Source organism: Nonomuraea sp. NPDC050202 (assembly GCF_040656115.1).
GTDB lineage: Bacteria > Actinomycetota > Actinomycetes > Streptosporangiales > Streptosporangiaceae > Nonomuraea.
The window spans coordinates 356,756-368,994 of record NZ_JBFALF010000004.1 but is presented as its reverse complement, the minus strand read 5'-3'; the positions used below and the strand labels follow the sequence as shown (position 1 = coordinate 368,994).

Here is a 12,239-nt window from a genome sequence, read left to right as displayed (position 1 = left end):
CTGAGAATATGGCCGAGATCGCTGTCCCAGACGGGTCATGGACGTTCAATGGGGAAATGCTGCGGATCGTCCCCGGTAGCGACAAGGACATCGACGAGCTGCGCCGCACCCTCGGCGAGGTGCGGGTGCCGCTGGAGGCGATCGCCGGCGTGGCCTTCGAGCCCGCGCGCAAGGGCGGGCACCTCCGCCTGCGGCTGCGCAAGGGGGCCGACGCGCTGTTCGACGTGGCGGCCGGGGCGCTGGGCCCGCCCGCCGACCCCTACCGGCTGGCCGTGCCGAAGGCCCGCGCGGGCGCGGCCGAGTACTTCGCCGACGAGATCCGCGACACCATGGCCGTCTACCAGACGCCGGGCGGCCCCTGCGACGGCTACCTCCTGCCCGTCCCCGACGTGCCGATCTCGGCCACGGCAGGCGACGGCGCGGCGCTCTTCGACGGCGAGCGCGTACGGCTGGAGTGGACCGGATGGGCCAGCTCGGAGAAGGAGAAGGCGGGCCCGCAGGAGTTCCCGCTGTCCGACGTCTCCGGCGTGGAGTGGAAGCCGCAGTCCGGCATGGGGTACGGCACGCTGCGCTTCCGCATCAAGGGCGAGGCGCCGAGCGCCAGGCCGCCGCAGAAGGACCTGCGCTGCGTGTCCTGGGGTGTCCAGCGCTTCGGCGGCGCGACGGCCCTTGTCGCCGCGGCCGTGCTGGCCCGCCTGCCGCGCGAGCAGCCCGAGCTGCCCGCCGCGCCCCCGCCGGTCGCCGACGACGTGCATGACGCGGTCCTGCGCCGCCTGGCCGAGCTGGGCCAGCTGCACCGCTCGGGGGTGCTGACGGACGAGGAGTTCGCCGTGGCCAAGCAGGCGATGATCCGCCGGCTCCAGGAGTCGTAATCCGCTTTTCCCGTCGCCACTTGTTGCGTACGCTCGACCACGCACAGTGACTTCGGGAGGGGCAATGATCGCAAGATCACACATCGCGGCCGCGGCGACCGGGGCAGCCTTCGCGCTCATGTCGGCGGGGATGCCGACCTCGGCGTCGGCGGCGGCCACGGTGCTGCGGTGCGACACCTACGTGCACGCCAACGACAACGACCTCGGCATCGCCGCCTGCAGCAACCCCACGGGCCAGACCTGGATCTTCCGGGCCGTGGTGGTCTGCGGCCGGGCGCCGGACGTGGTGGGAGAGTGGGTGACGCTCCCGCCGGGCGGCTACGGCGAGTCGCAGGGTTACTGCGGCGGCATCTTCACCAGCGGGGTCGGGGCCGTCGGCGTGGACGAGCGGCTCGCCTGAGCGGGAAAGACGAAGGGCACCGTCGCCGGACGGTGCCCTTGTCAGTGGTGGTGCGCCGCCAGGGACTCGAACCCCGGACCCGCTGATTAAGAGTCAGCTGCTCTGACCAACTGAGCTAGCGGCGCAACAAGAGAAACTCTATCAGCCGCCGGGCAGTGGTCGCGCCGGGTCACCCCAGCCGGGTGGCCAGCTTCTCGTACGCCCCGATCACCAGGTCCCAGAACGCGGGCACGTCCACGGAGGTCGCCACCAGCGCGTTCGCCTCCCGGTCCGTCACCTTGAAGTCGGTCACGGTCATGCCCCGGGTGAACTCCCCGGCGGTCTCCACGTTCACCACGGCCGGCACGCAGGTGAACAGCGCCGGGTCGAGCACGTACGCCACCGCGCACGCGTCGTGGATGGCCGGGCCGCCCTCCGCCGTCACCACCCCGTAGAACTGCGCGGCCGGCACCAGCAGGTCGGCCAGCCGGCCGAGCGGCCGCATCCGGTCCAGCACCCCGGAGTTGACCACGGCCTTCAGCGTCACGTCGAGCCCGAGCATCGTGACCGTCCACCCGGCCTCGAACACGATCGCCGCCGCCTCGGGGTCGGCCAGCATGTTGAACTCGGCCGCCGGGTTGTGGTTGCCGCGGGTGTAGGAGCCGCCCATGATGACCAGGTCGCGGGCCCACTCCACGACGCGCGGCTCGCGGCGTACGGCGAGGGCGATGTTCGACAGCGGGCCCACGGCCACCAGCGTGATCTCGCCGGGCGCGGCCTTGAGCGTCTCCACGATGAAGTCGACCGCGTGCCCCTCGGACGGACCCCGCGCCGGCATGGGCAGCACCACGTCACCGAGCCCGGTGGTGCCGTGCACGGCGGTGGCCCTGACCGTGCGGCGCAGCAGCGCGCCCGCGCTGCCCGGCGTCACGGGCACGTCGCCGAGCTGCAGGAACTCGCGCAGCGCCAGCGCGTTCGCCGTGGTCAGCTCCAGATCGACGTTGCCGCCGACCGTGGTGACGCCGACGAGGTCGAGGGAGTCGGCGGATCCGGCCGCCAGGGCCAGGGCGAGGGCGTCGTCGATGCCGGGGTCACAGTCGATGAGAACTTTCTTCACGTAACCGGAGGATACGCATGGATCGGGCCGGGCAGTTCCCCCAAAGCTGCCCGGCCCGATCACTGGCGGTCCAGGCCGGCGCTTTCCCCCAAAAGCGCCGGCGGTCCCGCACTTGCGAACCGCGGTCCCCCTCCGCGTCCGCATCGGTGAAGGTCCTTCGGCCAGTCGCAGAGCTCCTGACCTGCTACAACGCTACCGAGACGAATGCAACGCTCGCGTCATAACGGGGTCGAATATCTGTCTTATCCGCCTACGGAAGCTCCAACCGCACCTCAGTGCCTTCCTCCAGCGACCGGCTCACCGTGCAGTACTTCTCGTGCACGCGGCCCGCCACCGCCCTGAACACCTCGTCGGCCTCCTCGGAGGGCAACTCCACGTCGTACGTGATCGTCACCGGGCCGAGCTTGTTCTGCTCGACCTTCTCCGCCTGCACCGTCATCGCCAGCCGCACCAGCCGATGCCCGCGCTTGGCGGTGAGCGGCTCGACGGTCACGATGTTGCACCCGCCCACCGCCGCCAGCAGCAACTCGACGGGGGTGAACACCCCGTCCTCGTCGCCGCTCCCGATGAGCACCTCGGCGCCGCGGGCGTTGGTTGCCCGGAATCCGCCTTCTTCAGTCCGCTCGACACGTACGTTAGCCATGTTTCAGACCCTACTCAGGAACCTTTCATGTTCGTTCAGGATCGTGAAGTCATGGCTAGCGAGGTGAATGTTCGTCAGGGCCCGATCCTCTTCTGGAGCGGGGTCGCGGTGGCCGAGTTCGGCGCGATCGGGCCTGGTTTCGGTTACCCCTGGTCCCCGGCCGCCCTGGCGGCGGCGGCGCTGCTCGTGGCGCTCGGCTTCCTCAGCGTCAAGGCCGCCGACTACCTGCGCACCGAGGAGGCCAGGCAGCGCCTGCGGCTCGGCGGTTACCTCGCGGGCGCGCTGCTGGTGGCGCACCAGTTCAGCTCCACGGCCCACGTGACCAGCCTGAGCCGGGTGGGCTCGCTGCTGCTCTACGCCATGGCGGCGGTGATGGCCGTCCGGAGCCACCGGGTTCCCCACGGGACCAGGCCGGCCCTGCTGATCGCGACCGGGCTCGACCCGGACTCGCTGCGCGAGCGCCTGGCCGGCGCGACGGACACCGTGGCCGTCTACCGAGCGGATCGCGCCACCGACGAGCTGCGCGACCTGGAGCGGCGCTACAGCCTCATCCTCGTGGTGGGCGACGAGCACGACCCGCGGGTCAAGGAGCGCGTCAGCGCCTCCGGCCTGAGCCGCGAGATCCCCGACATCGCCGAGCGCGAGGTGGTCGTGGCGGGGCCGCGGCGGTTCAAGCGGTACGTGGGGGGCGCGCTGTCACGCCTTGCCATCCCCAAGTCACAGATTCATTTCAAATCAGGACAAAGGGTTTAGGCTCACCATACGCCCCACCTGGCAGCGTGGGTCCCAGGACAAGGAGGCAAGGTGACGACTTCTCAGATCGCCCAGTCCGCGACGACGTTCCCAGGAAGCGCCCGTGTCGAGATGATCATGGGCACGCCCGTCAGCGTGGACATCCGCACGGCGCTCCCTGCTCGTGAGCTGACCCCCCTGCTCGATGACGCGTTCGCCTGGCTGAGGTGGGTGGAGGACACCTTCGACCCGGCCAGGCCCGACAGCCAGATCGCCCGCCTCAACCGCGGCGGGACGATCAGGCAGGTTCCCGAGCTCATCGAGGTCCTGCACCGCTGCGAGGAGCTCAGCGAGGCCACCGGCGGCTGGTACGAGCCCCGCATCGGCGGCGTGATCGACCCGTCGGGCTACATCAAGGGCTGGGCGCTGGAGCGCCTGTCGCGGGCCCTGTCCAACGCCGGCGCCGGCGATCACCGCATCACCGCGGGCAACGACATCAGGGTGCGCGGCTCCTCCGCGCCGGGCAGGCGCTGGCGCATCGGCATCCGCGACCCACGCACCGACACCGTACGCAAGGTCGTCTTCGCCCACGACCTGGGCGTCGCCACCTCGGGCGGCTCGTCCGTCGTCGATCCGCACTCGGGGCAGGCCGCCGACGGGCTCGGCTCGGTCACCGTGATCGGCCCGGACCTCGGCATGGCCGACGGCTACGCCACCGCCGTCTACGCCATGGGGCCCGTCCGGGGCCGCCGCTTCGCCGCCGACCTCGCGCGGTCGGGGCCGTACGAGACGATGATCATCACCAGGGACGGCCAGGAGCTCACCACGCCCGGTTTCCTCGACCACAGCGGCACGCAGGCCCGCCTCGCAGGCTGACCCACCTCGCTCCGGCCCGGCCCTCCGCCTGGCCCGGCACACCCTCGCCGGCCCCGCCCGGCGCGGCCCGTCCGGCCCGGCCCTTCGCCTGATCCGGCGCAACCCCGTCCGGCCCGGCCCTTCGCCTGGTCCGGCGCAACCCCGTCCGGCCCGGCCTTTCGCTTGGTCCGGCCTTCCGCGGGGTTCGGCCACGCCTTCCGCCTGCCTCGGGGCATCCTTCGCCTGGCCGGTCACGCCCGTCACCTGAGCGGGCCGCGCCCTTGCGAGGCGTCCGGCCGACGGGGCACGCCGGGGGCGGCGGCCCGCGCCGGCCAGGCGCCGGTAGGCCGGCTAGGCGTCGGGATGCTTGCGCAGGTAGTCGATGTAAACCGGCCGCAGCGCATCGCCCAGCTTGCCCTCGCCCGCCGCGATGGCGTCGCTGAGCAGCGCGGAGACCTTGCTGAGGTCGTTGGCGGTCTCGTTGGCGTGACCGCTGGCGGCCTCGGCGGCCGGGATCACCTTCAGCAGCTCCCACAGGAACCCCAGGTCCCCATGGCGTACGGCGTACCGCACCGCTCGCTCGTGCAACTCGTTGGCCGGCAGCGACTCGAGCCCGTTCGCGTCCATTTCGCTCCCTCCCCTGCACGCCTGTTCCCCCGTTGGAGCGACGATAACCGGGACTACGGACAGTGACGGTCGGGCATCGTTGTGACTACGCCCTCTATCGAGTGCCGATCTCAAGTGGGAGGATCAACCAGCGTGAGATTCATCATCAGAACCCTCGCCGCCGCGGTGGCGCTGTGGGTGGCCATCCAGTTCATCGACGGCATCGACGTCGACGCTCCCACCAACTCGGCCAGATACTGGGGCGTCCTGCTGCTCGTGGCGCTGATCTTCGGCGTCATCAACGCCATCGTCAAGCCCATCGTGAAGGCGCTCGGCTGCGCCGTCATCGTGCTGACCCTGGGCCTGTTCCTCCTCGTGATCAACGCCGCCATGCTCTACCTGACGAGCTGGATCGCGGGCGAGTTCGACATCCCCTTCCACGTCGACAACTTCTACCCGGCGGCGTTCTGGGGCGCGGTCATCGTCAGCTTGGTGAGCTGGCTGCTCGGCCTGTTCATCCCCGACAAGGACTGACCCTCCCCCATGGAGCTCGACGGTGCCGGCCTGACCTGCGCGCAGGTCCACGAGGTCGCGTACGGCGGGGCCCGGGTCACGATCGCCTCCCTCGATCGTGCCCGGGCCGCGTGGGTCACCGCCCAGGAGCTGACCAGCCCCGTGTACGGCAGGAGCACCGGCGTGGGCGCCAACCGCGACGTCGTGGTGGCGGGCGCGGGCCTCGACCTCCTGCGCAGCCACACGGTGGCCGCCGGGCCGCCCATCCCGCCCGCCCGGGCCAGGGCCATGCTGGTGGTCCGGCTCAACCAGATCCTGGCGGGCGGCTCCGGCGTGGACCCGGCCGTCTGCCTCGCGCTGGCCCGCGCGATCAACCACGGCTACACCCCGCCCCTGCACACGTACGGCGCCATCGGCACCGGCGACCTGACGGCCCTCGCCACCACCGCCCTGTGCCTCCTGGGCGAGCTGCCCTGGCACCACGACCCTCCGGCGTCGCGCGCGCACGCTCCCACCCCATCCCAACGCGGCCCCCGCCACCCCCTCACCTCGGATGACGCGCTGCCGTTCATCAGCTCGGGCGCCGCCACCCTCGCCGACGCCGCCCTCGCCTGTCACCGCCTGGGCCACCTCCTCGACGCGGCCATGGACGTGGCCGTGATGTCGTTCACCGCCGTGGACGCCTCGCCCGAGCCGCTGGCCGCCGTCGTGCAGGAGGCCCGCCCGCAACCGGGCCAGGCCGTCGTGGCCGCCCGGCTGCGCGGCCTGCTCGCCCCCGAGCCCACCACCCGCGTCCAGGACCCGTACGGCTTCCGCGCCTTCGCCCAGGTGCACGGCGCCGCCCTCGACACGCTCGGCCGGGCCGTCACCACGATCGAGACCGACCTCAACGCGGCCACCGAGAACCCCCTCTTCGCCGCCTCCCTCGCCTGGCACAACGGCAACTTCCACTCGGCCCCCGTGGCCCTGGCGCTCGACGCGCTGCGGGCCGCGCTCGTGCAGACGGCCCAGCTCAGCACGTCCCGCCTGGGCACGCTCATGGACCCGGCCTACACCGGCCGCCTGCCGTTCCTCGCCGACCGGCCGGGCGCCTCGGGCGCGCTGATCCTCGAGTACGTGGCCCAGGACGCCCTGGCCACCCTGCGCCACCTGGCCGGCCCGGTGACCACGGGCACGGCGGTGATCTCGCGCGGCGTGGAGGACCACGCGGGGTTCGCCACCCAGGCCGCCCGTCACGCCCTGTCCTGCGTGGAGCCTCTGGAGCTCGTCCTGGCCTGCGAGCGCACCGCCGCCACCCGCGCCCTGCGCGCACCGGGCCCCGACCGCCCCCTCACGGCGGACCTGGAGGGCTCCCGCAGCGCGCTGTCACCGGGCTAGGCGCCTCAGGACGCGCGGCCTCAAGGCACCCGAACGACCGGCACGACCTCAAGGCACCCGGCCGACCGGCGCCACCTCAGGGCACCCCTGCCACCAGCGCGACCGCAAGGCATCCGAGCGATCGGCACCACCTCAGGGCACCCGCGCCACCAGCGCGACCTCAGGGCACGCGCGCCACCGACCCGCGCTCCCTGAGCGTGGGTTTCTGCATGACGCGCCGCCGTCGGGCCCCGCCGTCGGCCGCCGCCGAGATGAGCCGCACCGCCGCCCGCACGATCCCGGCGATGTCCCAGTCGACGGTCGTGAGCCCCGGCGACAGCAGCCCCGACATCGGATGATCGTCGTAGCCCATGACGGACACGTCACCCGGGATCGACAACCCCAGCTCCTGCGCCGCCGCGTACACGCCGTAGGCGATCGAGTCGGCGAAGCAGAACACGGCGCTCGGCTTCTCGCCGCTGAGCAGCTCGTGGGCGGCCGCGGTGGCCCCCGCCAGCCCGTGGGGGGCGGTGGCGACCTCGATGTCCAGCCCCAGCCGGTCGGCCTCGGCCGTGACGTACACGTCGGCGGGCCGGTCGGGCGTGCTGGCCTGGGTCGAGGTGAGCACAGCGACGCGGCGGTGGCCGAGCGCGCGCAGGTGCTCGAGGGCGAGCGTCACCCCGCTGCGGTTGTCGAAGACGACCTCGCCGGCCGTGCCGGAGATCGAGTCGCCGATCGCCACCACCGGCAGCGACTCGCACAGCTCGGGCCAGAACTCGGCGGCCGGGTCGATCGGCTGCACGATCATGCCGTCGACGCGCTGGTCGCGGAGCTGCTGGGCCAGGGCCCGCTCCCTGGCAGGATCGCCGAACGCGTCGAGGATGAGGGCGTAGCGGTCCTTCTCCCGCAGCCCTCTGCTGATGCCGACCGCCAGGGACTGCTGCCAGAGATCCTCCAGCGAGCCGCACAGCAGGCCGATCATGCCGGTGCGCCCGCTGGCCAGAGCCCTGGCGATGGGATCGGCCTCGTAGCCGAGCTCGGCGGCGGCGGCGCGCACCCGCTCCATGGTCTCCTCCGACACCTGCAGGCCGCGGAGCGCGTAGGAGACGGCCGCCGGTGACAGGCCTGTGGCCTGGGCCACCTCACGGATGGTCGCTCTCTTGCGAGGCATTCCGCAAGCCTATTGCGTGACGCCGACAGAAGCAGATTCCCTGTCATCGATTTGTCAGGTTTGCCGTCATCCCGTAAATCCGTGCTTACCAGCCCGCACCCCGTCGTACCCCGGGTCGAACGCCGGCGCCGGCTGATCGAGGAGCTGCGGGCCACCGCGCCGCGCAAAGCTCACAGCGCGCTCGCCGACCGAGCGGACCGGCGTGAGCACCAGGACGGTCGAGCGTCAGCTGGCCGCGCTCCAGGACGGTCGAGCGTCAGCTGGCGCGCTCCGGGCCGCCGGCGTGCCGATTACCGGCATCCGCGGCACGGGCGGCGGGTACGCGATCGACGCCCGCAAGGAACTACCCCCGCTCGCCCTCACCCCGGGCGGGACGTCGGCGCCGGCGGCCTCCCTCGTGGCCGTCGGTCCCTGCGCCTCGGTCCCTGCGCCTCGGTCCCTGCGCCTCGGCCGCCGCCCAGCCGGCGCTCGCCGAGCTCGTGGCGGCCCTCCGGGGGTCCCCGCCCGTTGACAAGCGCTAAGTGAAGCGGTTCACTGAACCGTATCACTGAAACGGTTCACGGTATGGACGTCGCAGTACAGAGCGTTTACATGTATTGTGAGTAGGAAATAGCGGAAGGAGGCGCCCGCCGATGAGCATCGACGTGCATCAGCACCTGTGGACGAGTGCGTTCGTCGATGCCCTGCGCGCCCGCGACACCCCTCCGTACCTCGACGGCTGGACGCTCGTCCTCGACGGCGAGCCGCCGTACGAGGTGGATCCCGCCGACCACGAGCAGCGCGACACCACCGGCCTTGAGCTGGCGCTGGTGTCGCTGTCGAGCCCGCTCGGCATCGAGTTCCTGCCGCCCGAGGAGTGCTGGCCGCTCATCGACGCCTACCACGACGGCGCCCTGGCGCTGGGCGAGCCGTACGGGGCCTGGGCGGCCACCTGCCACAGCGAGCCCGACCCCGACCGCCTGGCCAAGGATCTCGACCGCGGGTTCGCGGGGCTGCAGATCCCGGCCACGGCCACGCCCGGCGACGAGCTGCTCGAGGTGCTGACCAGCCGCGACCTGCCGCTGTTCGTGCACCCGGGGCCGGCCGGACCCGCGGTCGGCACGCCACCGTTCCCGCACCGCGGGCACGCATCCGCCACGCCACCGTCCCCGCGCGGCGAGCACGCGCCCGCCACGCCGCCGTGGTGGCCCGCGCTGGTGCCGTACGTGCAGCAGATGCACGCGTCGTGGCACTACTTCCACGCCGTCGTCCGCCCCAGGCACCCGCGCCTGCGGGTCTGCTTCGCGCTGCTCGCGGGGCTGGCGCCGCTGCACTCCGAGCGCCTGATCGCCAGGGGCGGCGGCGGGCGCGGCCTGGTCGACCCGAACTTCTTCGTGGAGACCTCCTCCTACGGCCCGCGCGCCATCGACGCGATCGTCCGCGAGCTCGGCATCGACGTCGTCGTCAACGGCTCCGACGCCCCCTACGCCAGAGCACCCGAACCCGGCCTCGGCGCGGCCGCCGACCACGCCATCAAGGTCGTCAACCCCCGTCGCCTCATCAGCGGAAAGGAGACTCGTACGTGAACACTGAGCAGATCCAGGACGGGGGCACCTGTGCCAGGCTCCCGGAGCGCGTGCTCGACCGGCGCGAGCTGCGCGACCTGGTGAACGAGCTGGCCGCCAACCCCGCGGAGTGGCGCGACCAGGTGGACTTCCCGGCCGACGGCGGCCGTCATTACGCCTCGCTCTACCGCGACGCGTACGTGGACGTCTGGCTGCTGTGCTGGCGCCCCGAGGACGACACGGGCTGGCACGACCACGACACCTCCTCGGGAGCCGTGCACGTGGTCCAGGGCGCGCTGAAGGAGTGCAACCCGCGCATCGGCGGCGAGCACCTGGAGACGGTGGTTCCCGAGGGGCAGTCGTTCTCGTTCGGGCCCGACCACATCCACCGGCTCACCGGCGCGGTGGAGCAGAGCGTGTCGATCCACGCGTACTCGCCGCCGCTGTGGCGGCTGGGCCAGTACTCGATCGACGGCACGGGCGTCATGCGCCGGGTCTCGGTGAGCTACGCCGACGAGCTGCGGCCGATGGACACCGGCCCCGAGCCGGTCGCCCCCGAGCCCGCCGGCGTGACGGCGCTCAGCCCCGATCCGGTCGGCTCCGTGGCCTGAGCACGCAGCAGCTCCCGCAGGGCTCCACGCCGGGCAGCGCGATCCACAGGCAGCAGGTCCTGCGGAAGTAGCCGTCGCCGGCGGGCTCGACGAGCCCGTCGAGCGGCCGGCCTAGCTCCCTGAGCAGCTTCATGTAGTCGCCCGGCACGATCGAGGTCAGCGGGTGGGCGATGGCCTCGGCCGTGGAGCCCCACAACGTGCGCTCGCCCACCTTGGCCAGGGAGCTGATCGCCTCGACCAGCGGCCGCTGCGACTCCTCCAGCGCCTCGCGGATCGCGCCGGCGCCGGAGGCCCAGCTCACGCGCGTGGCCGCGAGCGTCACCCCCGCGCCGGACACCTTGAAGTACGTCTCCGCCAACCGCATGACCGGCACCCGCCCGTCCAGCGCCCACCCGAGCGCCATGGGCAGCGTGTGCCAGTAGCCGTAGGTCTTCCAGAACAGCGCCGCGCCGACGTGCCGCGGCGCGTTCCAGCGCGCGGCCGTCTCGTCCACGAGCCGCGTGAGCAGCGTGTACGGCTCCCGCACCAGCTCGCGCACCGGTGTCCAGCTCTCGTCGGGCTCGATGACGAGGCCGGGCTCCACCCCGATCACCCCGCCGCGCCCGTCGGCCATCCGCTGGAGCGTCTCGGTCAGCACGCTGCAACTCCTGGAGGATCTAAGGGTCGGCTCTGCCCAACGTAGCAGGGCGTCCGGCGAACCAGCCCGCCAGGATCTGCCCCGCGAGCACCCCCAGCCCCGCCAGCAGCGGCACCGTCCACCCGCCTGAGACCTGCCGCAGGAACCCGAACAGCAGCGGCCCCACGGCCGCGATCACGTACCCCACGGACTGCGCCACGGCCGACAGCGCCGTCACCTCGGCGGGATCGGACGGGCGCAGCGCGATGATCAGCAGCGCCAGGGCGAACGAGGCCCCCTGCCCGATGCCGAGCACGATCATCCACACCCACGGCAGGGTCGTCGGGGCGAGCAGCATGCCGAGGTAGCCGAGCACGGTCAGCACGCCGGCCCCGACCACGTACGGGACCTGCGAGGCGCGCCGGCCCGCCAGGACGGGAACGGCCAGCGAGGTGCCGACCTGGACCGCGTTCGTCAGGCTGAGCAGGTAACCGGCCTGGTCGGCGGCCAGGCCCGCCTCCAGGAAGATCGTGGGCAGCCAGGCCAGCATGACGTAGAAGGTCAGCGACTGCAGGCCCATGAGGCCGGTGACGTACCAGGTGACGCGGCTGCGCAGCACGGTGCCGAACGGCCGCGGCCCGTTCTGCCCGCCCCCCTGCTTGCGCAGCGCCTGCGGGAGCCAGAGCAGCGCCGCCAGTAGGGCGGGCACGGCGAGCAGGGCGGAGACGCCGCGCCAGCCGTAGCCGGAGGCGTGCTCGATCGGGATGACCAGGGCGGACGCTGCCGCGGCGCCGGCCACCACGCAGGAGACGTAGACGCCGGTCATGAGGTTGACCCGGGTGGGGAAGTGCTGCTTGACGACGCCGGGCATGGAGACGTTCATGACGGCGATGGCCGTGGCGGCCAGGGCGGAGCCGAGGTAGAGGACGGGCGCGCCGTCCAGGCCGCGCAGCGCGACGCCCGCGGCGATGACCAGCAGGCCCGCCATCAGCGTGCGGTCGAGCCCGATGCGCCGCGCCAGCAGCGGCGTGACCGGCCCGAACACGCCCAGGCAGACCACCATGACCGTGGTGATCGCGCCGCCGCCCGCGGGCGAGAGGCCGACGTCGTTCATGATCTCGTCGAGGAGGGGGGAGATGCCCGCGATGGCCGGGCGGAGGTTGAGCGCGGCCAGGGCGAACCCGGTCACGAGCAAGGCGGATCTCAACGACATAGAGGACCACT

14 protein-coding genes and 1 tRNA gene are annotated in these 12,239 nt (G+C 72.4%); 8 read left to right on the top strand and 7 right to left on the bottom strand.

Annotated features, from left to right (window positions below; all coding sequences use genetic code 11):
* Positions 1-8: 8 nt before the first annotated feature.
* Both AB0I79_RS15475 and AB0I79_RS15470 read left to right on the top strand, forming a co-directional pair.
* Positions 9-872 (top strand): DUF4429 domain-containing protein, encoded by an 864-nt coding sequence (locus AB0I79_RS15475; protein WP_357872518.1) that lies wholly within the window; start codon positions 9-11, stop codon positions 870-872.
* 64 nt (positions 873-936) lie between these two features.
* A complete protein-coding gene (locus tag AB0I79_RS15470) occupies positions 937-1,272 on the top strand; it encodes a hypothetical protein (RefSeq protein ID WP_357872515.1) in 336 nt (111 codons plus the stop codon).
* Positions 1,273-1,320: 48 nt separating this feature from the next.
* On the opposite strand, the gene AB0I79_RS15465 is transcribed toward AB0I79_RS15470, so the two are convergent.
* The 3 genes from AB0I79_RS15465 to AB0I79_RS15455 all read right to left on the bottom strand — a co-directional run bounded on the left by AB0I79_RS15465 (position 1,321) and on the right by AB0I79_RS15455 (position 3,011).
* Positions 1,321-1,397: transfer RNA gene (locus tag AB0I79_RS15465), tRNA-Lys, on the bottom strand.
* 44 nt (positions 1,398-1,441) lie between these two features.
* Complete coding sequence (locus AB0I79_RS15460) at positions 1,442-2,368, bottom strand: nucleoside hydrolase (RefSeq protein WP_357872512.1); 927 nt, start codon at positions 2,366-2,368, stop codon at positions 1,442-1,444.
* 250 nt (positions 2,369-2,618) lie between these two features.
* On the bottom strand, positions 2,619-3,011 hold the full coding sequence (locus tag AB0I79_RS15455; RefSeq protein ID WP_357872510.1) for an OsmC family protein: 393 nt from the start codon (positions 3,009-3,011) through the stop codon (positions 2,619-2,621).
* A gap of 51 nt (positions 3,012-3,062) precedes the next feature.
* Between AB0I79_RS15455 and AB0I79_RS15450 the strand changes: the two genes are divergently transcribed.
* Together AB0I79_RS15450 and AB0I79_RS15445 are read left to right on the top strand one after the other, a co-directional pair.
* On the top strand, positions 3,063-3,764 hold the full coding sequence (locus AB0I79_RS15450) for a hypothetical protein (protein WP_357872508.1): 702 nt from the start codon (positions 3,063-3,065) through the stop codon (positions 3,762-3,764).
* Between the two features lie 51 nt (positions 3,765-3,815).
* Positions 3,816-4,619: an FAD:protein FMN transferase gene (locus AB0I79_RS15445; RefSeq protein ID WP_357872505.1), complete on the top strand. Its 804-nt coding sequence runs from the start codon at positions 3,816-3,818 to the stop codon at positions 4,617-4,619.
* A gap of 330 nt (positions 4,620-4,949) precedes the next feature.
* Here AB0I79_RS15445 and AB0I79_RS15440 read toward each other — a convergent pair whose 3' ends face one another.
* A complete protein-coding gene (locus AB0I79_RS15440; RefSeq protein WP_357872502.1) occupies positions 4,950-5,225 on the bottom strand; it encodes a hypothetical protein in 276 nt (91 codons plus the stop codon).
* 132 nt (positions 5,226-5,357) lie between these two features.
* Here AB0I79_RS15440 and AB0I79_RS15435 point away from each other — a divergent pair, with 132 nt between their 5' ends.
* On the top strand, positions 5,358-5,738 hold the full coding sequence (locus tag AB0I79_RS15435) for a phage holin family protein (RefSeq protein WP_357872499.1): 381 nt from the start codon (positions 5,358-5,360) through the stop codon (positions 5,736-5,738).
* A 9-nt stretch (positions 5,739-5,747) separates the two neighbouring features.
* Positions 5,748-7,094: an aromatic amino acid lyase gene (locus AB0I79_RS15430; RefSeq protein WP_357872496.1), complete on the top strand. Its 1,347-nt coding sequence runs from the start codon at positions 5,748-5,750 to the stop codon at positions 7,092-7,094.
* Between the two features lie 160 nt (positions 7,095-7,254).
* Here the strand turns inward: AB0I79_RS15430 and AB0I79_RS15425 are convergent, their stop codons facing one another.
* Positions 7,255-8,244, bottom strand: coding sequence for a LacI family DNA-binding transcriptional regulator (locus AB0I79_RS15425; RefSeq protein ID WP_357872494.1), 990 nt, complete (start codon positions 8,242-8,244; stop codon positions 7,255-7,257).
* Positions 8,245-8,876: 632 nt separating this feature from the next.
* Between AB0I79_RS15425 and AB0I79_RS15420 the strand changes: the two genes are divergently transcribed.
* Entirely contained in the window at positions 8,877-9,809 is a 933-nt protein-coding gene (locus AB0I79_RS15420; protein ID WP_357872491.1) for an amidohydrolase, read from the top strand.
* Positions 9,806-10,399 carry a cysteine dioxygenase family protein gene (locus tag AB0I79_RS15415; RefSeq protein ID WP_357872488.1) on the top strand — a complete coding sequence of 198 codons (594 nt, stop codon included), beginning with the start codon at positions 9,806-9,808 and terminating at the stop codon, positions 10,397-10,399. The genes AB0I79_RS15420 and AB0I79_RS15415 overlap by 4 nt, the downstream gene beginning before the upstream one ends.
* Here AB0I79_RS15415 and AB0I79_RS15410 read toward each other — a convergent pair.
* Both AB0I79_RS15410 and AB0I79_RS15405 read right to left on the bottom strand, forming a co-directional pair.
* The gene (locus tag AB0I79_RS15410; protein WP_357872485.1) at positions 10,368-11,036 is read right to left on the bottom strand and encodes a hypothetical protein; all 669 of its coding nucleotides are present in this window, start codon (positions 11,034-11,036) and stop codon (positions 10,368-10,370) included. The genes AB0I79_RS15415 and AB0I79_RS15410 overlap by 32 nt on opposite strands.
* 19 nt (positions 11,037-11,055) lie before the next feature.
* A complete protein-coding gene (locus tag AB0I79_RS15405) occupies positions 11,056-12,228 on the bottom strand; it encodes an MFS transporter (RefSeq protein WP_357872483.1) in 1,173 nt (390 codons plus the stop codon).
* Positions 12,229-12,239: the final 11 nt, after the last annotated feature.